The sequence below is a fragment of the Streptomyces sp. NPDC018610 genome, from assembly GCF_044391765.1.
Lineage (GTDB): Bacteria > Actinomycetota > Actinomycetes > Streptomycetales > Streptomycetaceae > Streptomyces.
The window spans coordinates 1052962-1073988 of record NZ_JBISAL010000001.1 but is presented as its reverse complement, the minus strand read 5'-3'; the positions used below and the strand labels follow the sequence as shown (position 1 = coordinate 1073988).

Annotated in this window: 17 protein-coding genes and 1 tRNA gene; 7 read left to right on the top strand and 11 right to left on the bottom strand. The window is 74.8% G+C overall.

What is annotated here, in order from left to right; genetic code table 11:
- Positions 1-400 precede the first annotated feature (400 nt).
- Positions 401-1732, top strand: a complete 1332-nt coding sequence (locus ACH5A8_RS04685) for a M6 family metalloprotease domain-containing protein (RefSeq protein WP_398997889.1) — start codon at positions 401-403, stop codon at positions 1730-1732.
- A 217-nt stretch (positions 1733-1949) separates the two neighbouring features.
- On the opposite strand, the gene ACH5A8_RS04680 is transcribed toward ACH5A8_RS04685, so the two are convergent.
- The 7 genes from ACH5A8_RS04680 to ACH5A8_RS04650 form a co-directional block, all read right to left on the bottom strand.
- Positions 1950-2023 (bottom strand) — tRNA-Lys (locus ACH5A8_RS04680).
- The gene (locus ACH5A8_RS04675; protein WP_398997887.1) at positions 2014-2658 is read right to left on the bottom strand and encodes a bifunctional DNA primase/polymerase; all 645 of its coding nucleotides are present in this window, start codon (positions 2656-2658) and stop codon (positions 2014-2016) included. Before ACH5A8_RS04675 ends, ACH5A8_RS04680 begins: the two co-directional genes overlap by 10 nt.
- 355 nt (positions 2659-3013) lie before the next feature.
- Entirely contained in the window at positions 3014-3388 is a 375-nt protein-coding gene (locus ACH5A8_RS04670; RefSeq protein ID WP_398997884.1) for a hypothetical protein, read from the bottom strand.
- Between the two features lie 235 nt (positions 3389-3623).
- Positions 3624-5027, bottom strand: coding sequence for an AAA domain-containing protein (locus ACH5A8_RS04665; protein ID WP_398997881.1), 1404 nt, complete (start codon positions 5025-5027; stop codon positions 3624-3626).
- Positions 5024-6619 (bottom strand): hypothetical protein, encoded by a 1596-nt coding sequence (locus tag ACH5A8_RS04660; protein WP_398997879.1) that lies wholly within the window; start codon positions 6617-6619, stop codon positions 5024-5026. Before ACH5A8_RS04660 ends, ACH5A8_RS04665 begins: the two co-directional genes overlap by 4 nt.
- Positions 6610-7839 (bottom strand): hypothetical protein, encoded by a 1230-nt coding sequence (locus tag ACH5A8_RS04655; protein ID WP_398997877.1) that lies wholly within the window; start codon positions 7837-7839, stop codon positions 6610-6612. The genes ACH5A8_RS04660 and ACH5A8_RS04655 overlap by 10 nt, the downstream gene beginning before the upstream one ends.
- Positions 7751-8755 (bottom strand): phosphatase PAP2 family protein, encoded by a 1005-nt coding sequence (locus ACH5A8_RS04650; protein WP_398997876.1) that lies wholly within the window; start codon positions 8753-8755, stop codon positions 7751-7753. Before ACH5A8_RS04650 ends, ACH5A8_RS04655 begins: the two co-directional genes overlap by 89 nt.
- 201 nt (positions 8756-8956) lie before the next feature.
- On the opposite strand from ACH5A8_RS04650, the gene ACH5A8_RS04645 reads away from it, so the two are divergent.
- Complete coding sequence (locus ACH5A8_RS04645) at positions 8957-9553, top strand: histidine phosphatase family protein (RefSeq protein ID WP_398997874.1); 597 nt, start codon at positions 8957-8959, stop codon at positions 9551-9553.
- A gap of 214 nt (positions 9554-9767) precedes the next feature.
- Here ACH5A8_RS04645 and ACH5A8_RS04640 read toward each other — a convergent pair whose 3' ends face one another.
- Positions 9768-11267, bottom strand: a complete 1500-nt coding sequence (locus ACH5A8_RS04640) for a hypothetical protein (RefSeq protein ID WP_398997872.1) — start codon at positions 11265-11267, stop codon at positions 9768-9770.
- A 273-nt stretch (positions 11268-11540) separates the two neighbouring features.
- On the opposite strand from ACH5A8_RS04640, the gene ACH5A8_RS04635 reads away from it, so the two are divergent.
- Together ACH5A8_RS04635 and ACH5A8_RS04630 are read left to right on the top strand one after the other, a co-directional pair.
- Complete coding sequence (locus tag ACH5A8_RS04635) at positions 11541-11948, top strand: hypothetical protein (protein ID WP_398997870.1); 408 nt, start codon at positions 11541-11543, stop codon at positions 11946-11948.
- A gap of 185 nt (positions 11949-12133) precedes the next feature.
- Entirely contained in the window at positions 12134-13003 is an 870-nt protein-coding gene (locus tag ACH5A8_RS04630) for a spermidine synthase (RefSeq protein ID WP_398997868.1), read from the top strand.
- Between the two features lie 154 nt (positions 13004-13157).
- Here the strand turns inward: ACH5A8_RS04630 and ACH5A8_RS04625 are convergent, their stop codons facing one another.
- Positions 13158-13688, bottom strand: coding sequence for a hypothetical protein (locus tag ACH5A8_RS04625; RefSeq protein ID WP_398997867.1), 531 nt, complete (start codon positions 13686-13688; stop codon positions 13158-13160).
- Between the two features lie 154 nt (positions 13689-13842).
- Between ACH5A8_RS04625 and ACH5A8_RS04620 the strand changes: the two genes are divergently transcribed.
- From ACH5A8_RS04620 to ACH5A8_RS04610, 3 genes are all read left to right on the top strand, one after another.
- Entirely contained in the window at positions 13843-14547 is a 705-nt protein-coding gene (locus ACH5A8_RS04620; RefSeq protein WP_398997865.1) for a response regulator transcription factor, read from the top strand.
- Entirely contained in the window at positions 14544-15917 is a 1374-nt protein-coding gene (locus tag ACH5A8_RS04615) for an ATP-binding protein (protein ID WP_398997864.1), read from the top strand. Before ACH5A8_RS04620 ends, ACH5A8_RS04615 begins: the two co-directional genes overlap by 4 nt.
- A gap of 154 nt (positions 15918-16071) precedes the next feature.
- Entirely contained in the window at positions 16072-17547 is a 1476-nt protein-coding gene (locus tag ACH5A8_RS04610; protein WP_398997862.1) for a cellulose binding domain-containing protein, read from the top strand.
- 352 nt (positions 17548-17899) lie between these two features.
- Here the strand turns inward: ACH5A8_RS04610 and ACH5A8_RS04605 are convergent, their stop codons facing one another.
- Together ACH5A8_RS04605 and ACH5A8_RS04600 are read right to left on the bottom strand one after the other, a co-directional pair.
- A complete protein-coding gene (locus ACH5A8_RS04605) occupies positions 17900-19327 on the bottom strand; it encodes a GH1 family beta-glucosidase (RefSeq protein ID WP_398997860.1) in 1428 nt (475 codons plus the stop codon).
- Positions 19328-19481: 154 nt separating this feature from the next.
- On the bottom strand, positions 19482-20579 hold the full coding sequence (locus ACH5A8_RS04600; RefSeq protein ID WP_398997858.1) for a LacI family DNA-binding transcriptional regulator: 1098 nt from the start codon (positions 20577-20579) through the stop codon (positions 19482-19484).
- Positions 20580-21027 lie beyond the last annotated feature (448 nt).

Genomic DNA, 21027 nt, shown 5'->3' with positions numbered 1-21027 from the left:
TGCACTCGGTTCTCGTATCGGTCTCGTCGGGTGGCCGACCGAGTGGTCAACGGCCGCCGGCCCCGTGTCCGCGCAGGAAAGTGCCAGGAAAGTGTGCCGATCATAGAGGTTGGCACCGGACCCCTTCCAGCGGTTCGCCGGTCTCGTCGGACCACCTGCCCTCCTGATGGATCGTTTCTGTCCGCACCTGGACAGGTTCTTCGGGCCACCGACCACTTGTGACGTTCCGTGAACGGCTCGGGGGTGTCGGTCCGCCCGGGTCCGCCGCGGGTCCGTCGAGACATCCCTACCGCGCGAAGTCGGGCCTCTCACCCTTCCGGTGCAGACAAACAGGGCGTACTCCTCCAAACTCCCACAGGCTGGATGCGGTGTCCCCGCGAACCGCACCCGGAGGTCCCCCGTGCCGCGTCAGCTCCCCCTGAAGGCGCTCAGCCGTGACGCCCTCAAGGCGCTGGACCGGGCCGGCGTACGGCCCCGACTGCGCAGCACCGCCGCCGTGTTCACCACGCTGTCCGCGCTCGCCGCCACCTCCATCCTCAGCGGCCCGTCGGTCGCCGAGCCGTTCTCGACGACACCGTGCGCGCTGCGCCGCACCGCCGCGCACCACTCCGAGGGGGTGGACACCTGGAACGCCTCCTATGTCCGGCCGACCCGGACGCTCGACGCCGTGATGGTCTTCCTGTCCTTCCCCGACTCGGCCCCCGTCACCACCCCGGACGAACTCGCCGCCGACCACTTCCCGGGCACCAGCCAGTTCTTCGAACGCGCGTCCTACGGCAGGTTCACGCTGCGCCCGCACCCCCTGCGGCACTGGATCCGGATGCCGCGCCCGTCCACGGCGTACGCCATGCACCGCGACTGGAACGCCGCCGACCGGGCCGTCTACCTGCGCGACGCGCTCGCCGCCGCCGACCCGGAGGTCGACTTCTCGCGCTACGACGTCGTCTACCTGGTGGCCGACCCGGACGCGCCGGGCGTCGACTCGGACGCCACAAAGGTCGTCAACCTGGACACCCCGCTGCGGGTCGACGGGCGGGAGATCCGGCGGGTGGTGACGGTGTTCGAACGGCACCCCCCGGACCGGCTGGTGCTCGCCCACGAGACGGGCCACGTCTTCGACCTGCCGGACCTGTACCACCGCCCCTCGGACGACAAGGGCGACTGGGACACGTACGTGGGCGACTGGGACCTGATGGGCAGCCAGTTCGCGCTCTCGCCGGACCTGTTCGCCTGGCACAAGTGGCGGCTCGGCTGGCTGGGCCCGCGCCAGGTGACGTGTGTACGAGGCACCGGGCCGACCCGGCTGACACTGGAACCGGTGGAGGCCGGGCCGGGCGGGGGGAGCGGGAGCGGCGTGGGCGCGGCGGGTCCCCAGGGGGAGCCGGCGTTCGGGATGGGCGGCGGGACGAAACTGGCGGTGGTGCGGACCGGGGGCGACAGCGCGCTGGCCGTGGAGGCGCGGGACTCGCTCGGCAACGACGTGACCGGCTGCCGGGACGGGGTGCTGGTGTACCGGGTGCGCGGCGCGACCGAGTCGGGCGGCGGGGCCGTCCAGGTGATCGACGCCCATCCGCACACCGAGGCCTGCTGGGAGAACTCCGTCTACCCGCCGCTGGCCGACGCGCCCGTCGGGGTGGGCGAGAGCTTCACCGTGCCGGGCGACGGCGTCCGCGTGGAGGTGGAGAACCGCACGGCCTCGGGGGAGTACACGGTCGACATCACACCCGGCTGAGCGGAGGCCCGGCGCGGGGCGGCCGGAGGGGCGGGCGTGCCGACGAGGGGGCCGGTCGAGCGAGAGTGCGACCGAGCGGGGCGTGATCGAGCGGGGAGGCGACCGAGTCGGGGGGTGTGGGTGGCGAAGCCCCCACAACGCGCGGCGCAGCCGCGCAAGAACGAAGATGGCGGGTCCTGTTCGCGCTTTCCGCGAACAGGACCCGCCATCGTCATCGTGCGCCGCCAGGGACTCGAACCCCGGACCCGCTGATTAAGAGTCAGCTGCTCTAACCAACTGAGCTAGCGGCGCCTGCTGACGTCGTAGACATTAGCATCCTGGTCGGCCGGAGGAAAAATCGAAATCCGCACGGCCGCCCGGGCCGCCCGCACCGCCGCCCACAGCAGGATCTCCGGGCCCGGCAGCCACGGGTGGCGGGTGTCCGGAGCGACCAGCCAGCGGGAGGCGGAGCGCCCGAGGCCGGCGCCGCCGACCGGTGCGGGGACGGTCACCGCGTCGCCGCCGCCGTGGCACAGCAGCGGCGGCACGCCTCCCGCGCGGCCCGCGCCGTCCGTCCGGCCGCGCGAGCCCCACTCCTCCCACTCCAGCAGCGAGGGCAGGCGGTGCGCGGTGCCCGGCGCGGTGAACAGCAGCATCCGCCCCCGGTGCACGGCCACCGGGCCGGACCCGGGGCCTTCCTCCCACATCCGGTCCAGCATCCGGCGGCCGAACATCGCCGGCGCGTTGACGACGTCGAACGCGGAGCCGCACGGGAGCACGACGGGCGCGTCCGGCCGCTCCCGCCAGAACGCGAGCGTGCTGCGCGGGTAGGGGGCGGCCGAGGCGAGCCAGGCGGCGCCGTCCGCCGTGACGCCGCAGGCGTCGCTGCGGCGTCCGGCGACGAGGTCGAGCTGGTCGAGGAGCGGTTCGTTCCGGGTGCGGCTCATGCGTCCATGTCTACCGACCGTGAGCGGCCGGTTTCCCAGGGTCGCGCGAAACCGGGACAGGTGAGGGCGGGAGGGAGTATCTTGCCCGCCTGTCATATGCCAGGGGGCGCGTCCGATGGCCTGTTCCAGCGCCCCGGGACGCGGCGGGACCGCGAGGGCGCGGGGCGCCGGCCGCGACGACGCGGCGATCCGCGGACCCGGGCACGGGACGGCCGCGGGATGCGTACGGCCCCGGGTGCGAGGTCGGCCGGAGGCCGGGTGAACTCGGGCGAGGGAGTGCGGGGAGCGCCGGCGGCGTGCCGGGCGCGGTGACGTACATGGCCGTAGGCGGCGCACGGTCACGCGGGGGGCCGCGTCACACGGGGTCGGCCGGGTTGGCGTGGACGCTCCCCTCGGTGCCGCGCAGCAGGTCCCAGCCGAACTCGATCATCTTCTTGGCGTAGTCCTCGGTCCACTCCGCCCGCTCGGCGACGTCCGCCGCGCTCAGCCGGTCGAAGCGGCGCGGATCGGCGAGCTGTGCCGCCGCGATGGCCTGGAACTCCACCGCCCGGTCGGTCGCCGCCCGGAACGCCAGCGCGAGCTCGGTCGCCCGTTCGAGCAGGGCCCGTGGGTCGTCGATCGACTCCAGGTCGAAGAAGTGCTCCGGGTCGGCAGCGGCCTCTGCGGGCTCGAAGAGCAGGGGCGCGGGGCGTAGCCGCGGTTCGTTCCGACGCGGCGTGGGCTCCGCCATGTCTTCTCCTCCTCGTACGGTTCGGGTGGCGCCGCCTTTTGGAAGGGGCCACCCTCCATTGTCTCGCGCGGGCGCAAGGGGACCTCCGGCCGAGCGGCGGACCCCGGAGGTACTCAAGGCGCCCGGCGCCCCCGATGTTCCCGCCATGCCCCGCCCGGCCGGCCCACGGCCGCCTCCGGCGGTGGGCCGGCGCCGCGTCGGCGGGAGTGGTGGCGGGCCGCCGCGCGACCGCCGGTCAGGGCCGCCAGGGCACCCGGTGTTCGTGCAGTCGTGCGAGCACCGCGTGGTTCGCCTCCCAGCCGTCGGGGAACTTCACCGTCACGCCCAGCTGGACGGGCTCCGTGGAGGGATGGTCGTCCAGGAGGTCGGTCACTCCGGCGCGGCAGACGACGATGCAGGCGTGCCGGTGCCGGGAGGCCAGGACGCACAGCCGGCCCGTCTCCAGGTGGAAGGCGGTGGCGTCGGGGCGGCCGGAGAGCGGGTGCAGGACGACCGTGACGTCGAACTCCCGGCCCTGGAGCCGGTTCGCCGTGTCCACGGTCACGTCGGTGACGCCCAGGTCCGCGAGTGCCGCCCGCACCGCCGCCGCCTGGTCCCGGTGGGCCGTGCCGACCGCGATCCGGTCCGCGGTCAGCGGCGAGGGGGCGGCCGTAGGGGTCCCCCCTGCTCGCGCGGCGAGAGCCCGGGTGACCTCGGAGGTCGCCGCCCCGCCCCGCTCCAGCAGCCGCCGCACGACCACCGCCACCGCCCGCACCGCCTCCGGGTCCGTGCGCGGAGTGTGCCGCGCGGGCAGCTCCAGCAGGCCCCAGCCGGCCTCGGCGGCCTCGTCGATCACCCGGTCCGGGCCGGAGCCGTCCGAGGGGACCGCGAAGGTCAGCCGCCGGTCGCCGGCCGCCGTGCCGCTGCGGAACGGCGTGTACGGGTAGAACGCGTCCGACACCAGCGGCGCGGCCGACGCCGGCAGCCGCCAGGACACCGGCAGCCGGTGCTGGGGCAGCTCCGGATTGTGCGCGAGCAGGGTGGTCACCGCGGACGCCGACGGATCGTAGGCGAGCCCCGCCCACTGCTCGCTGCCGACGATCGCGAACGGGTCCAGCTGCCCCGGGTCGCCCACGAACAGCGCCCGCTCGAACAGCCCGGCCACGGCGAGCAGCGCGTCCGAACGCATCTGGTACGCCTCGTCGACGATCGCGTGCCGCCACGGCTCGTCGACCTTCACATGCGCCCACTTCGCTGCGGTGGACACCACCACGTCGAGTCCCGCGAGGTCGGCCGCCTTCGCGGACTTCCTGACGTTCGGCAGGCCGTCCAGCGCCTTGTCGTAGGGGTCGGCGTCGCTGCTGTGCAGCCGGCCCACGGGCAGTTCGGGCTCCTTCTCCGCCAGCCGCGTCACCAGGTCGTCGACCTGCGCGTTGGTCTGCGCGACCACCATCAGCGGCCGTCCGGCGGCGGCCAGCTCCAGCGCCGCCCGCACGACGAGCGTCGACTTGCCGGCGCCGGGCGGCGAGTCGACGACCACACCGCGGTGCGTGCCGTGCAGGGTGTCGCGCAGGATCGCGTCGGTGGCGCGGGCGGCGGCCGCGCCGGGGTCGAAGGCGGTCTCCGGGCCGGTCCCGGGGCTCCGGACGGGGGCGGTCACAGCAGGTCCTCCTCGGTCACCGGGTCGGGGGCCTCCGGCGCGCTCTCCTCGCCCGGCGGGCCGCCGTGCGTCCACGGGGTCCGCTCGGGGTCGGGCAGCTTCGCGCCGCCGCGCTGCTCGTGCTCGAAGAGCGTGAAGCACACCCGGTCGCCCTTCTCGGGGACGGAACCGGCCTCGGGCTCCTTGCCGCGGCCCATCTTGTCGAGAATCCGCAGGACGATCAGCGTCCCGTCGTCCTCCTCCGACACGAACTCCGCCGACTGCGGCCGGCCGCCCAGCGAGCGGAACACCTTGGCGCGCTCGGCCAGGTGTGGCCGGTCGTCGGTGCGCACGGCCACCAGCGGGCGCGGGCTGGGCCGCTTGCCCTCGCTGTAGGCCATGACGACATCGGTGACCTCGCCCGCGAACGCCTCCCCGGCCAGCCGCCGCCCCGCCATGACCAGCGGGTCGTCCAGCGCCTCCTGGGCGTCCAGACGCGCCTGCTCGCGCTCGCGCGCGGCCAGCTTGTTCGCCGCGGTGACCGCGTCGTCGTGGCGCGGCTGCGGCGGCTCCCCGGCGAGGACGCGGTCGCGGTGCCCGGTGAACGACCACCGGTCGCGCGTCCACCGGTCCTCGACGTGCGCGCCCTCGGGCAGCGCCCGCAGCAGGTCCAGGCCGTCCCAGACCCTTCGCCAGGTGGGCAGGGCGCACTGCTCGACCAGCACGTGGACGCCGCGCTCGGCCGCCGTCAGCGCGCCGAGCCGGTCGTCCGCCTCCAGGCCGTCCTCGGCGGCGGCCAGGGCGTGGCGCGCGCGGTCGTAGCGCTCGATGGCGGGCGCGAGCAGCTTGTTGTCGAAGGCGGGGTCGGTGGCCGGGCCCGCCGGCGGGCACCGCAGCTGACCGGCCCCGTCCCGCTCCAGCTCCGCGCGCAGCGCGGCCTCGGCGCCCGGGACGCCGTCCGGCGGCGCGATCCACGCCAGCAGCGCCCCCAGGTGCTGGTCCTCCAGTCCGGACTGGCCGGTGGTCCAGTGCCGGGCCAGTACGTCGCTCAGCGCCAGCAGCAGCGAGGAACCGGGCACCCGGGCCCGCTCCCCGAAGTGGGTCAGCCACCGCCCGAGCAGCGGCACCCTCGGCGGCGCCGGATGCGGGGCCTCGGGATCCTGCTCGGCGGTGCGCCGGAACCGCGTGGAGCGCCCGAGCAGCCGTACGAACTCGATGCCGGCGCGGCTCGGCACGATCAGCTGGGGCGCGTCCGCGCACAGCTCGACCTCCACCTTGACCCGCTTGCCGGTCTCCGGGTCGGTCTCGGTGCGCTCCGCGGCCTCGACCGCCTCCGCGAAGGAGTCGACGTAGGGCAGGACCACGTCGGCCAGCTCGGCGAGGAACGCGAACCTGAGGTCACGGTCGCGCGGCTGCGGCACGGCCAGCAGACAGGGCGCGTCGCGGTCGGTGCCGACCAGCGCGCCGAGCGGGGCGCCCGCCTCGCCGGCGGTGGTCAGCGGCACGAACACCAGCGGCCGCGCGGACAGGTGCCGGTGCCGCACGGTCGCGGCCGGCTGCGCCCGCCCGGTCTGCACGGCCTCGAGCCGGGCGAGGGTGTCGATCAGCGACATGCCGCCCCCTGCCCGGCGTCGCCGGTCGTCCTCGCCCAGGAGTCCCCGCGGCCGTCGCCCGCCCGCGGCCGGTGGCCGGCGAGGGCCTCGGCCCGCAGGTGCGCGGCCCTGCGCAGGGCCGCCACGGCCGGGTCGTCCGGGTCGCCGGCCTCGCCGCGGGCCGCCGCGAGCACGTCCTCCACCGTCGTCAGACCGCCCAGCTCCGCGCGGACCGAACGGCCCAGCGCGGTCACCGCGCCCCGCGCCCGGGACCGCGCCCGGCAGTGGAAGGCCAGCTCGCATGCGGCCAGGCACTCCGGCGCGTACGCGGCCGGGACCGCCTCGACGGCGGCGGTCAGTTCCTCGGCGGGCAGCTCGGGGGAGAAGCACACCCCCTCGGGGAGCGCGTCGGCGATGTCCTGGACGCGGGTCAGCCGCGCCAGCTGGCGGCCGGTCACGGCGCGCTGCTTGCGCACGTCCACGGCACAGGCGGTGGGCAGGTTGGAGAAGTCCTTGGGACACACCAGGAGCACCCGTTGCCGCACCCTCGGGGCGGCCTCCAACCGGGCGGCGGCGTCCTCCAGCGCCAGCACGTACACCGCGGCCTGCCGTGCCGCCGCGCCGACCTTGGCCGGGTCGGCGGAGCCGTCCAGCATCGGGAACGACTTGATCTCCACGACCGTCCAGCCGCCGTCCGGATGCACCACCACCGCGTCGGGCTCCAGGAAGGCGGGTGAGCCGGCCACCTCCAGGGCGAGCATGGGATGGTCCAGCAGCGTCCAGGCGCCCGCGGCCGTCGCCTCGCGCAGCGCCAGCGCCGTGCGCTCCGCGCGCCCCTCGGGGCCGGCGGCGGTCAGGTCCGGGACCTGCGCGTCCCGGGGCGGCTCGGCGGCGGGGTCCAGCCGCTCGTGGACCAGGCGCAGCAGCTCGGCGCCGCCGTCCGCCTTGACCCGCGCCTCGAACGCGTTGCCCCGGGTGAGGGCGAACTGGGACTGCCCGAACGCGGACGGCGCGCCCAGAGCGCCGGCGAGCGCGGCCTTGTCGACGCCCGCGCCGTCCAGGATCGCGCGCCGTCGGCAGCCCGGGTTCGCGGCCAGCGCCGCCAGCGCGCGGGCGTCCAGCGGCCGGGCCGGAACGCCCGGCCCGCGCAGCTCAGCGAGCCTTCCCCAGACTCTCGGCTTCGCTGGAGCGGGGGAGGCCCCAGTCCGGAGCGCCGTCCCCCGCGTCCTGGGAGGAGGCACCCGGCTCGGCTCCGGGCCCGAACCGTGTTTCGCGCTGCCGTGGAATTCGCTCACCCGCCGAAGTCTGGCACCCGCCACTGACAATCGCGGAACCCGTGCCGGAGGCGGGGTCCGCGAGGGCCGGGATCCGGGCCGCCAGCGGCGCCCGCACCCGGTTCACGGCCCGCGTCACGAACGGCGCGAGCAGCAGTCCGACGCCCATCACGGCGACCCCGGCGACCGCGTCCAGGAAGTAGTGGTTGGCCGTGCCCATCACCACGAGCGCGGTGAGGAGCGGATAGGCGACACCGGCCGCCTTGGCCCACCGGGTGCCGCCGTGCCGCCACAGCATGATCCCGCACCACAGCGCCCAGCCCACGTGCAGGCTCGGCATCGCCGCGTACTGGTTCGTCATGCCGCCCAGGCCGCGGGGCGCGCTGGCCTCGCCGCCCCACCAGCCGTACGAGCTGTAGTGGGCCATGGTGTCCACGAAGCCGTGGTCCGCCGAGAGCAGACGGGGCGGGCACGTCGGCAGCAGCGTGAAACCGATCAGGCCGATGAACGTGGACGTCATCAGCCAGGTGCGGACCGAGCGGTAGATCGCCGAGCGCGAGCGGAACAGCCACACCAGTATCGCGGGCGTCACCACGTAGTGCAGTGACGCGTACCAGAAGTCGGCGGGGACGCCGAGCCAGGGCGCGCGGGTGAAGAGGCGGTTGAGCGGGTGCTCGGCGTTCAGGTGCAGCGCCTGCTCGAAGCGCAGGATCGCCAGGCCGTGGTCGACGGCGCCGGCCACGTCGCCGCGGACCAGCAGCCGCCCGCCCGAGTAGCAGGCGTACACCAGCACGATCAGCGGCAGCTCGGTCCACCAGCGCAGCCGGGTGCGCGGGGCCGCCTCGGTGCGTGGTGCGGGTGCCGGTGCCTTGGTCTGCGGCATCCGATGCCCCTCCCCGTTCTGATCGCTGCGGCGCCGGTGGTTCCCGGTCGGTCGTGACACTTTACGGTGTATGCGCCCGCCTTCGTGGAGCGCCCCCGGCCCTCGAAGACGCACGGATCGCCCCCCGGGTTGCCCCTGACCAGCGTGCGCGATGATGGAAGGGTCCCGCTGAAGATCTGACTTTTCCCGGAAAGGTTCCTCATGGCACCGCGCATCCTGCTGGCCCGGCACGGACAGACCGCGTGGTCACTGTCCGGCAAGCACACCGGCAGGACGGACGTGCCGCTCCTGGAGGAGGGCCGGCGCGGCGCCAAACTGCTCGGCGAGCGCCTGCACCGGGCGCCGTACGACGGCCTGCCCGGCGTCGAGGTCCGCACCAGTCCGCTGGTGCGCGCGCGGGAGACCTGCGAGCTGGCCGGATTCGGTGACCGCGCGACGTCCTGGGACGTGCTCATGGAGTGGGACTACGGCGCGTACGAGGGCATGACCCCGCGCCAGATCCAGGACGAGCGTCCGGGTTGGTTCATCTGGCGCGACGGCGTCCCGCGCGGAGAGACGCTCGCCGATGTGACGGCCCGCGCCGACGAGGTGGTGGCCTGGGCCCGCGCCGAGGACCGTGACGTGCTGGTCTTCGCCCACGGGCACATCCTGCGCTCCATAGGCGCCCGCTGGCTCGGCCTGCCGATCGACTTCGCGGCGCGGATCCGCCTCAACCCGACGTCCCTGTCGGTCCTGGGCTGGGCGTACGGGGAACCGGCCCTGGAGAGCTGGAACGAAACGGGTCACCTGGCCGCGTGACCGCCCCCGAGTGACCGCCCCCGCGCGGCCCTCCGGGGGCCGGACCTCCGGGGGGCGGACCTACGGAGGCCCGCCCGGCCCGCCCGGCCCGCCCGGCCCCCGGCCACCGGACGATTCCCGTCCTGGAGTGCCTACGGCGGCGATGCATGCCCCGTGGGAGCGGCCGTGCCCGCGGGGCGGCCGTGCGCTCAGGCGGTGCGCGCAAGCCGTGCGCTCAGGCCGTGCGAGGCGCCGAGGCGTGCCGTTGGAGGAAGGCGGACACGCCGGAGGCGCGCCGGTGTGGCAGGAGCACGCGGGCCGTTCCCGCCAGCATCGTCTGGATGCGGGAGGACTGGACCTGGTCCAGCAGGTCCAGGACCCGCATCCCGGCCGAGGCGGCCTCGTCGGGACGCCCCCCGCGCGCGAGGTCGTCGGCCAGTTCGGCCGTGTAGAGGGCGATGTTCCGCGTGAAGTGGGGGTCTTGCAGCTGTGCGGCGCGCCGGGCGTGCCCGGCGGCGCGCGGCCAGTCGCCCAGCATGGACCAGCACTGCGCCTCCAGTCCCTCCAGCTCGGCCTCGCCGTAGAAGCTCATCCACTCCGGATCGGAGTCCGAGGTGCCGCGCGTGAACAGGGCCTGCGCGCGCGTGAGCGCCTGCGCGCACGCGGTGCGGTCGGCGAGCCCGGCCCAGCCGCCCGCCTCGCGCAGCGCGAGCAGCGACATCAGCCGTGCGGAGCCCAGCCCGCGCCCGACCCGCTGGGCGGCCTGCGCGGCGCGCACCGCCTCACGGGGGCGGCCCGCGTCGCGTGCGAGGAACGCCGTGTTGCAGAACGCGTGCGCCTCCAGGCCCTGGTCCCCGGTCATGCGCGCGGTCGCCAGCGCCTCCGCGTAGTGCGAGCGGGCGTCGTCGAAGCGGCCCGAGTCGTGGGCCAGCCAGCCCACCGAGATGGCCAGCTCGCCGGCGCCCGAGTGCAGCCGGTCGGCGGTGGCCTGGCGGGTCGCGCCGGCGTCCAGCAGCGCGTAGGCGGCGCGCAGCGGGGCCGCCGCGCGCCGGTAGAGGCCGTCCGCCCCGTGCCGGTCGTCGAGCAGCCGGATTCTGCGGACGGCCTCTTCGAGGGCGCCCGCGTCGCTCGCTCCGGCGCGGCGGACCGGCCGGTCCGCGGCCGACGCGTCGAGGGCGAGCCCCAGGGGGCCCAGCGAGGCGGCGGCCACAGTGGCGCCCCCGCGGGTCATGAATGCGCGACGCAGCACGTCGCTCTCCTCGTGGTCTTCGTACGGGTGGTACGGATATTGCCGATCTTGCGTGGCGCGCAGGTCCGCCGTCTCCCGCGGGTCCTGCGTGTCGTAGGGGTGGTACGGGTGGCACGCCCCCCGCGTTTCATTCGGGGCGCGTTCCGGGTTCGTGGTGCACGCCGGGGGCGCATCGTCCTCGGGGGCACGCGCCGCCCGTCCGCGGACGGACGAGCGGGGTGCGAACCCCAGGTCGGCGAGCGTCCGGCCGGGGAACATGTGCAGGAACACCCGTTCGTAGGCGTAGTTGGGACAGCGGATCTCGCCCGCCTCCACCCGTCCGATGTAGCGGGCGTCACAGCTGACCCGCTCGCCGATCTCGCGTGCGGCCCGCCGCACCGTCGCGGCGAACTCGGCCGGCGAGCGCTGCCCGCGCAGCTGCCGGAAGGCGAGATTCGGCCGTGGTGGCCGGGGGTACGGGGACGAGGTCACCGTTGACGACGCCATGTCCGGGCCCTCTCGTGCGAACCGTCGAACCATGCCGGACTCAGGATGAGTTGTCCGAGTCGCACCCTGTTTCCGGCGAGCAAGAACGTACCCGCTGTGTCCGGTCCGCCACGCGGTGTTTAGCTACAAACCGGATATCTCATCCGTGATCTGCCATGAACTGCCATCCTTTGAGGCTGTCTTCGGCCGTAGCCGTTGACGTGCGGCCGCGTTGGACCCCATGGACCGGGAGCCGCCCGACTCCCGCCCGTTCGCTCACGAGGAGGGGTATCCGTGGTGGAGGCCGGGACGCAGACCAGCGGGAGCGTCGATCCGTGTCCGCCGCCGGCGCCGGGGACCGGGTGCGACCTGGTGACGGTGCCGGCGCGGCAGGGCCTGGAGGCGGTCGACATCCTGCGCCGCGGCGCGGTGGACGCGGTGGGACCCGTACTGCACGACGACGGCGGCGACACGCTGGGGTTCGTGGTGCCAGCGGGCACGGCCGCGGGATGGGACGTACCGGGGAGCACGTGCACCCGGACGAACGGCAGGGGCCTGTGCCTGGCGCCCGAGCCGCCGGTCGAGGGCTCGGACTGGCTGCTCCCGCCCGGGGAGGCCGACCCGGCGACGGACCCCGCCGTGCTGCGGCGCGCGCTGGACGAGGCGGCCCGGCTGATCGAGGCGGCCGACAGCTGCCGTTGACGGCAACGCCACGGTGGTGCGTGGCAGGCGGTGCGGAACACTCTCCGGAGCGGCGTGACCGCCGGATCCGCCCCAGCCGTACCGTGACGTGAGGCGGACCCGAGGTGACCGCCCACTGCTCGAGGCGTCCCCGGCGTCGCGCCCGCCCGCGCGTGGCACCCGCCGCCGCTTGCGACAATGGGCCCATGGGAAGGTCCAGAAGTCCCCGCCGCGAGCGCGGAGCCGCCGAAGCCGTGACCGAGCAGGTCGACGGCGGGCTGGCCCAGCTCATGCCCGACCGGGAGCGGGCCCGGGCCTGGACCCTGCTGATCGACGGCGCCCCGCAGTCCCACGTCGACCTCGACGATCCGGCCCACCTCTCCTTCGAGTACCAGCGCCGGCTCGGACACGTCATCGATCTGGCCGCGCCGCCCGGGAAACCGGTCCACGCCGTCCACCTCGGCGGCGGCGCCCTCACTCTCGCCCGCTACGTCGCCGCCACCCGGCCCCGCTCCACCCAGCAGGTCGTCGAACGTGACGCGGCCCTCGTCCGACTGGTCCGCCGAGAGCTGCCGTTGGACGCGAACGCCCGGATCCGGATACGTACCGCCGACGCCCGCGCGGGGCTCGCCAAGGTCCCCGACGGCTGGGCCGACCTCGTCATAGCGGACGTGTTCAGCGGTGCCCGCACCCCCGCGCACCTCACCTCGACGGAGTTCCTCGACGAGGTCCGCAGGGCGCTGAAGCCGGGCGGCCGCTACGCCGCCAACCTCGCCGACGGGCCGCCGCTGGCCCATCTGCGCGGCCAGATCGCCACCGCCGCCGCCCGGTTCGCCGAACTGGCCCTGGTCGCCGACCCCACCGTGCTGCGCGGCAAACGCTTCGGCAACGCCGTCCTCGTCGCCTCCGACCTGCCGCTGCCGGTCGCCGAACTGACCCGGCGGGCCGCCTCCGACCCGCATCCGGGCCGCGTCGAACACGGCCGCTCCCTCACCGACTTCACGGGCGGCGCGCTCCCCGTGACGGACGCCGCCGCCGTCGCCTCACCGGCCCCGCCGCCCTCGGTCTTCCGCTGAGCCACCGCCGGAGGGCACCGAGCGGCCCGGTCCCGCGCCGAACCCGCCGACGGTCCCGCCCCGAACCCGTCGCCGGTCCCGCCCCGAACCCGTCGCCGGCCCCGTGGACTTCCGCCGACCCGGTCGGCGGGCTCGGTGAAGGAGCGCGGGGTCACTAGTAATTGCCCACCTCGACCCGCGGCGGCCCGTCGTGCCAGGTGCAGATGACCGACACCCGGTCGGTGCCTGAGGTGAACTCCACCCGGATCCAGGACGCCGTCTTCCACACCTGCATCGACCAGCCCGTGCCCGGGGTCGCCGAGACCAGGGCCGCGCCGGCCGGGCCGAGGTCGAAGACCACCCGGCCGCCGTCGGTGTCGTAGCTCTTGACCCGGCCGGTCGTGGTCGCGGTGGGGGAGGGGGCGGCCGGTGCGGCGGGCGCGGACCTCGAAGTACGGGACGCGGCGGGCGTCCGGGACGGCGCCGCCGAGGTGGCCGGCGCGCTCGGCGACGAGGCCGTCCCGTGGGTGGCGGACGTGAGCGGCGCCGATCGAGGCGCCGTGGACCCGGCCGCCGTGATGGGCAGGGCGCGCGGCGGGTCGTAGGCCGTGCCCGCCATCACCGAGTGGACGCCCCACCACGACAGCGTGACCGCCGCGCCGGTGGCGAGCGACCACGCCAGTACGTGTACCAGTCCTCTGTGCATCGCCGGTCATACTGCCGCACGCGCCCCGTCCGTGTCGGCGGCAGGTGGGCGGGGTGAGGTTGTCCACAGGCAGTCGTCCCCAAGCGCGCGGGGCCCGCGCCGAGTTGTCCACAGGCCCGCACCGCGTCCGGACGCATGGCGTACGGTGCGGCGCATGGCAAGTGTGCTCGTGGTCGAGGACGACCAGTTCGTACGCTCGGCGCTCATCCGGCATCTGACCGACGCCTCGCACACCGTGCGCAGCGTCGGCACCGCGCTGGAGGCGCTGCGCGAGGTCGCCCACATCCGTTTCGACGTCGTCGTCCTGGACCTCGGACTGCCCGATCTGGACGGCTCCGAGGCCCTGAAGATGCTGCGCGGCATCACCGACGTGCCCGTCATCATCGCCACCGCGCGCGACGACGAGGCGGAGATCGTCCGGCTGCTCAACGCCGGGGCGGACGACTACCTGACCAAGCCGTTCTCGGTCGAGCACCTGTCCGCCCGGATGGCCGCCGTGCTGCGCCGGTCCCGCTCCGGCCCCGCCGACGCCGCGCCCCCCACCGTCCTGCGGGTGGGCGGCCTGACCGTCGACCCGCTGCGCCGCCAGGCCGCACTGGACGGCGTACGACTGGACCTCACCCGCCGCGAGTTCGACCTGCTCGCCTTCCTCGCCGGCCGGCCGGGCGTCGTCGTGGCGCGCAGGGAGCTGCTGGCCGAGGTGTGGCAGCAGTCCTACGGCGACGACCAGACCATCGACGTCCATCTGTCCTGGCTGCGCCGCAAGCTGGGCGAGACCGCCGCCCGGCCCCGCTACCTGCACACCCTCAGGGGAGTCGGCGTGAAGCTGGAACCACCCGGAGCGGAGCCGTCGCGATGAGATGGGCACTGGTCAAGGTGTGCCTCGCGGTCACCACGATGGTCGTGGTCGCCTTCGCTGTCCCGCTCGGACTGGTCGTCAAGGAGATGGCCCGGGACCGCGCCTTCTCCAACGCCGAACGCCAGGCCGCGGCCGTGGCGCCCGCGCTGTCCATCACCACCGAGCGCGACCAGCTGGAGCGGGTCGTCGCCTCGGCCGGCTCGGACGCCCAGATGGCCGTGCACATACCCGGGGCCGACGGCAGGCCGGCCGTCGACATCGGGCGCCGCCGGGCCGCCGAGGCGGACATCGCCGCCGTGCGCAGGATGGGCCGCGCCTCCACCACCGAGGTGTCCGGCGGATCCACGCTGCTCCAGCCGGTCGCGCTCAGCTCCGGCGCCATCGCGGTCGTCGAGGTCTACGTCCCCGAGGCCGAGGTCAGCAACGGCGTCGGCACCGCCTGGGCGGTGCTCGCCGGCGTCGGAGCCGCGCTCGTCGTCGGCTCGGTCGCCGTCGCCGACCGGCTCGGGGTGCGGATGGTGCAGCCCGCGCAGCGGCTCGCCGAGGGCGCGCACGAACTGGGGGAGGGCAAGCTCGGCGCGCGGGTGCCCGAGGAGGGGCCGACCGAACTGCGCCTGGCAGCGGTCGCGTTCAACTCCATGGCCGACCAGGTCGTCGGGCTGCTCGCCAACGAGCGGGAGCTGGCCGCCGACCTGTCCCACCGACTGCGCACCCCGCTGACCGTGCTGCGGCTGAACGCGGCCTCGCTCGGCGACGGGCCGGCCGCCGACCAGACCCGGGCCGCGGTGGCCCAGCTGGAGCGCGAGGTCGACACCATCATCCGCACCGCCCGGGAGGCCAAGCCGCAGACGGCCGCAGTCGGTCCGGGCGCCGGCTGCGACGCGGCCGAGGTGGTCCGGGAGCGGATGGCGTTCTGGTCGGCGCTCGCCGAGGACGAGGGCCGCAAGTGGCGGCTGGCCGGCGTCGAACGGCCGGTGCGCGCCCCCGTGGCCCGCGCGGACCTCGCCGCCGCGCTGGACGCCCTGCTCGGCAACGTGTTCCGGCACACCCCCGAGGGCACGGCGTTCGCCGTCGACGTGCACAACGGCGAGGACGCGGTGATCGTGCTCGTCTCCGACGCGGGTCCCGGCATACCCGACCCGGACGCGGCCATGCTGCGCGGAAGCGGATCGGGCCACGACGGCTCCACCGGGCTCGGCCTCGACATCGTGCGGCGCCTGGCGGAGGCGACCGGCGGCGACGTGCGCATCGGCTCCTCCGTCCTCGGCGGCACGGAGGTGCGCGTCTGGATCCAGCTCGACGGCCGCCGGCCCGCCGTCGGCGGCCACCGCGGGAACGTACGGCGGCGCAGACGCCAGGCGGCGAGGTGAGGCGCCTGGAGACCGCGACCTTTAACCGTCCCCGATCCCTTCCTTAAGCGCACCCTAAGATCCCCAACGCCCGCCCGGATCCGGCGGATTGCCCGATTCCGGACCGCTAGCGTGCTGCCGCACCGCACCCCCGTGAACAGTGAAGGCAGGCACGATGAGCACGCACCGGCGCAGGATCAGTGGCAGGAACAAGGTGATAGGCGGCCTCGTCGCCGCGGCCGTGGTCGGGGGCGGCGCGTTCCTGTTCACCGCCAACGCGCAGGCGGCCGGCGTCGGCGCCGCGTACACGAGGACCAGCGACTGGTCGACCGGCTACACCGCGCAGTACGTCGTCACCAACGACAGCGGCCAGGCGGAGAAGGACTGGACGCTGGAGTTCGACCTGCCCGCGGGCGCCAAGCTGGGCTCGCTGTGGAACGGGGAGTCGAGCGTCAGCGGTCAGCACGTCACCGTGAGGCCGGCCAAGTGGGACACCGCCGGGCTCGCCGCCGGCAAGTCGGTCACCGTCGGATTCGTCGTCGACGGCACCGGCGACCCCACCGGCTGCCGGATCGACGGCGCCTCCTGTTCGGCGGACGGCGCCGCCACCCCGGAGCCCAGCGGTCGGCCGACCCAGACCGCGACCCCCACGACGGTCCCCACGCCGACCCCCACCGCCACCAGGACCACCCCGCCGGCCACGTCGACGCCGACCCCCACCCCGACCGCCTCGCAGAGCACCGGCACGGGCACCGGCACGACCGCCGGCTTCGCCCCCTATGTCGACACCTCCCTCTACCCGGCTTACGACCTGTCGGCGAGCGCCGACGCGACCGGTGTGAAGAACTACAACCTCGCCTTCGTCACCGACGGCGGCGGCTGCACCCCCAAGTGGGGCGGCGTCACCGACCTGGCGAGCGACGGCGTCGCCTCCCAGATCGGCGCGCTGCGCGCCAAGGGCGGCGACGTGCGCGTCTCCTTCGGCGGCGCGTCCGGCTCCGAACTGGCCACCACCTGCTCCTCGGCGGACACGCTGGCGGCGGCGTACGGGAAGGTCGTGGACCAGTACAAGCTGACCAAGGTCGACTTCGATGTCGAGGGCGGCGCGCTGCCCAACGCGGCCGCCAACACCCGCCGCGCCCAGGCCGTCGCCAAGCTCCAGCAGCAGCACCCGGGCCTGGACGTCTCCTTCACCCTCCCCGTCATGCCCGAGGGCCTGACCCAGGACGGCGTCAACCTGCTGTCCGACGCCAAGTCCAACGGCGTGAAGATCTCCGCCGTCAACATCATGGCGATGGACTACGGCGCCTCCTACAGCGGCGACATGGGCACCTACGCCGAGCAGGCCGCCACCGCCACCCAGGCCCAGATCAAGAGCGTGCTGGCCCTGTCCGACAGCGCGGCCTGGAAGACGGTCGCCGTCACCCCGATGATCGGCGTCAACGACGTCTCCTCGGAGGTCTTCAAGGTCGACGACGCCACCCAGCTGGTGAACTTCGCCAGGTCCAAGGGTCTCGGCTGGCTCTCCATGTGGTCCGCCGCCCGCGACAAGCAGTGCGCCGGCGGCGCCAAGGCCTACGCCGACCCGACGTGCAGCTCGATCACCCAGGACGACCACGCCTTCGCCAAGGCCTTCGGCGCCCTCGGCTGACACCGCCCGGCCCGCGAACCCGGCCTCGCGGGCCCCGGCCTCGCGGGCCCCGGCCTCGCGGGCCCCGGCCTCTCGGGGCCCGATCTCCCGGGCCCCAACCTCCCGGGCCCAACCTCCCGGGGTCCAGCCCCTCTCGGTCCTCGACCCCGCGGGCCCCGGCTCCTGAGCCCGGGGCCTACGAAGGGCCTGGGCTCCAGGCCCTGGGCTCTGGGATTTCGGGTCTGGGCCTTGGGCCCGGACGCCCCGGCCCTCGAACCCCCGACCTCATGGGGCGCGGCACTCCCCTCCGACTCCCGCGTGCCGCGCCCCGCACATCCCCCGCCGACCGGTCCGTCCCCGGTCGGCGGAGGCGTCAGACGGCGGCGTCCACCGCGGGCAGCCGCCCGCTGCGGGCGGCCCGCGCGTACCAGTGGGCGCTGGACTTGGGGGTCCGGGCGAGGGTCGCGTAGTCGACGTGGATCGCGCCGAACCGCTTGGCGTAGCCGTAGGCCCACTCGAAGTTGTCCATCAGGGACCACAGGTAGTACCCGCGCACGTCCGCGCCGTCCGCCATGGCCCGGCGGACCGCCGTCAGGTGGCCGTGCAGGTAGGCGATGCGCTCCGGGTCGTGCACGCGCCCGTCGTCGTCCATCTTGTCGTCATAGGCCGCGCCGTTCTCCGTGACGTACAGCGGCACCCCGGGCGCCTCCCGGGTGTAGCGCATGATCAGTTCGTGCAGGCCGGCCGGGTCGACCGTCCAGCCCATGTCGGTGCGTTCGCCCGGGACCTGGTGGAACACCACGTCGTCGGCGGCCGGCCACGGCGAGTGCGCGCTCGCCCCGTGCGTGTCCGAGCGCGGCCCCGCGGGCGCGGTCTCCACGGACGACACGATCTGGGGCGTGTAGTAGTTGAGGCCCAGCGCGTCCAGCGGCTGCCGGGTGTCGCGCAGGTCGCCGTTCAGGACGAAGGACCAGTCCGTGACCGACGAGGTCGCCTCCAGCAGGGTGGCCGGGTAGGCGCCGTGCAGCAGCGGGCCGTGGAAGACGCCGTTGGCCAGGTCGTCGATGCGCCGCGCCGCGGCCACGTCCGCCGGGTGCTGCGACAGCGGGCGGATCACCTGCGAGTTGAGGCTGACGCCGACCGATGCCCGCGCCGGCAGCACCGAGCGCAGCGCCTGGGCGCCCAGACCGTGGGCCAGGTTCAGATGGTGCGCGGCGCGCAGCGCGGCGAGGGGGTCGGTGCGGCCGGGGGCGTGGACGCCGGAGCCGTAGCCGAGGAAGGCGCTGCACCAGGGTTCGTTGAGCGTGATCCACTGGTCCACCCGGTCACCGAGCGCCTCGCCCACGAGCTGCGCGTACTCCGCGAACCGCAGCGCCGTCTCCCGCTCGGGCCAGCCGCCCGCGTCCTCCAGCTCCTGGGGGAGGTCCCAGTGGTAGAGGGTGAGGGCGGGCTTGATCCCGTGGGACAGCAGCTCGTCCACGAGCCGGCGGTAGAAGTCCAGGCCCACCTGGACCGCGGGCCCCCGGCCGGTGGGCTGCACCCGCGGCCAGGACACCGAGAAGCGGTAGGCGGTCAGGCCCAGCTCCGCCATCAGGGCGACGTCGTCGCGGTAGCGGTGGTAGTGGTCGACAGCGATGTCACCGGTGTCGCCGCCGGCCGTCCTGCCCGGCGTATGGCTGAAGGTGTCCCAGATCGAAGGGGTGCGGCCGTCCTCCCGCACCGCGCCCTCGATCTGGTAGGCGGAGGTCGCGGCGCCCCAGAGGAAGGCGGGCGGGAAGGACACGGTCAACGGTTCGGGCATGGAATCGCTCCCACGAGTCGGGTGCGCCCATTATGCATGGGAGCGCTCCCACGCCAAAAGGGGTGTCCGCGCACCGAAAAGGCGGCGCGATCGCCCGTCCGCGCACCGCGGGGCCCGCGGCTCAGGCCGACTCGCGCACCGCGGGGCCCGCGGCTCAGGCCGACTCGCGCACCACCAGCTGCGTCGGCAGGACTACTTCGCGGTGGCCGGAGCCGCGCTCGGCGATCTCGTCCAGCAGCAGGCTCGCCATGGTGCGGCCCATCTCCTCCAGCGGCTGGCGCACACTGGTCAGCGGGGGGTCGACGTGCCGGGCCACGATCGAGTCGTCGAACCCGACGAGGGCGACGTCGTCGGGCACCCGCCGCCCCGCGGCGCGCAGTTCGAGCACGGCGCCCGAGGCCATCACGTCGGAGGCGGCGAAGACGGCGTCGAGGCCGGGCCGCCGGCGCAGCAGCTCGCGCATGGCCGCGCGCCCGCCGCTCTCCGTGAAGTCGCCGCTCGCGATCAAGTCCTCGTCGACGGCGACGCCGGCGCCCCGCAGCGCCTCGCGGTAGCCGTCGAGCCGGTCCTGCGCGGCGTCCATGTCCAGCGGTCCGGTGATGGTGCCGATGGACCGCCGCCCGGCCGCCAGCAGGTGCTGCACCGCGACCCGCGCGCCGCCGCTGTTGTCCGCGCGGACGTGTCCCAGCTGCTCGCGGTGGCTGCGCCGGCCGGCCAGCACGGTCGGCACCGCCAGTTCCTCCAGCCGGTCGGGCAGCGTGTCGTCGCTGTGCACCGCCATCATGAGCACGCCGTCCACCCGCTGCGCCGACAGATAGGAGGCGAGGCGCGCGTACTCCTGCGCGTCGCGGGCGAGGACGAGCAGCAACTGCATCCCCGCGCCGGCGAGTCCGGCGGAGACGCCCCGGATGATCCCCGAGAAGTACGGCTCGGAGAACAGCCGGGTCTCGGCGTCGGGGACGACCAGGGCGACGGAGTCGGTGCGGCGGGTGACCAGGGCGCGGGCGGCGCGGTTGGGGACGTAGCCGAGTTCGGCGATGGCCCGCTCGACGGCGGCCCGGGACCGCTCGCTCACCTTGGGGGATCCGTTGATCACCCGGGAGACCGTGCCGCGGCCGACCCCGGCGCGCGCGGCCACGGCGTTCAGGGTCGGCCGCCGCACGTCCGCCTTCAGGGCCGGGCGCCGGACGTCCGCGTTCAGGGTCGGACGGAGGGCGTCCGCGGCCTGGGGCGGGTGCTCGGCGGGGTTCATCGTTCACCTTCCGGCGGTCGGTGGGGGGTCGCCTCATTCTGGCCCAGAAAAATCCGGCCACCGCCCCGGCGGGGCCCCGGAGTTCATGGCCTGGACCATTGACCTGCCCGTGACCTGCGTGAATCCTGTACCGGGCCGGTCGATGACGGGCGGGTGACGCCTCCGTGACAGACACATTCACGTGACGCGCTGAACACGCTTGCGCAACAACGCCGTTTTCAACTCTTGACACCTGGCCCGGCAACCAGGAGTCTTCCGGACATGCCGCGTGGGAGCGGTCCCACGGAGACGTCGGGGTCCTCTCCCGTGTGGACCGAACCACCAATGGCCCTTCCCTCTACCTCGCATGGCACACCGTTGACCAGCACCTTTTCACCGCACGACGCGTGCTGTGGGCTGGCCGCTGCTCGAACCGAGAGGGCAGGTCCGGGCCGTCGAACCCCGACGG

Coding starts and splice junctions, on each gene's coding strand:
- ACH5A8_RS04670 (WP_398997884.1), bottom strand. CDS start 3,388: ATGGCGGAGCCCACGCCGCGTCGGAACGAACCGCGGCTACGCCCCGCG.
- ACH5A8_RS04640 (WP_398997872.1), bottom strand. CDS start 11,267: ATGGCGTCGTCAACGGTGACCTCGTCCCCGTACCCCCGGCCACCACGG.
- ACH5A8_RS04610 (WP_398997862.1), top strand. CDS start 16,072: ATGAGCACGCACCGGCGCAGGATCAGTGGCAGGAACAAGGTGATAGGC.
- ACH5A8_RS04620 (WP_398997865.1), top strand. CDS start 13,843: ATGGCAAGTGTGCTCGTGGTCGAGGACGACCAGTTCGTACGCTCGGCG.
- ACH5A8_RS04625 (WP_398997867.1), bottom strand. CDS start 13,688: ATGCACAGAGGACTGGTACACGTACTGGCGTGGTCGCTCGCCACCGGC.
- ACH5A8_RS04660 (WP_398997879.1), bottom strand. CDS start 6,619: ATGTCGCTGATCGACACCCTCGCCCGGCTCGAGGCCGTGCAGACCGGG.
- ACH5A8_RS04605 (WP_398997860.1), bottom strand. CDS start 19,327: ATGCCCGAACCGTTGACCGTGTCCTTCCCGCCCGCCTTCCTCTGGGGC.
- ACH5A8_RS04630 (WP_398997868.1), top strand. CDS start 12,134: ATGGGAAGGTCCAGAAGTCCCCGCCGCGAGCGCGGAGCCGCCGAAGCC.
- ACH5A8_RS04675 (WP_398997887.1), bottom strand. CDS start 2,658: ATGAGCCGCACCCGGAACGAACCGCTCCTCGACCAGCTCGACCTCGTC.
- ACH5A8_RS04645 (WP_398997874.1), top strand. CDS start 8,957: ATGGCACCGCGCATCCTGCTGGCCCGGCACGGACAGACCGCGTGGTCA.
- ACH5A8_RS04650 (WP_398997876.1), bottom strand. CDS start 8,755: ATGCCGCAGACCAAGGCACCGGCACCCGCACCACGCACCGAGGCGGCC.
- ACH5A8_RS04615 (WP_398997864.1), top strand. CDS start 14,544: ATGAGATGGGCACTGGTCAAGGTGTGCCTCGCGGTCACCACGATGGTC.
- ACH5A8_RS04600 (WP_398997858.1), bottom strand. CDS start 20,579: ATGAACCCCGCCGAGCACCCGCCCCAGGCCGCGGACGCCCTCCGTCCG.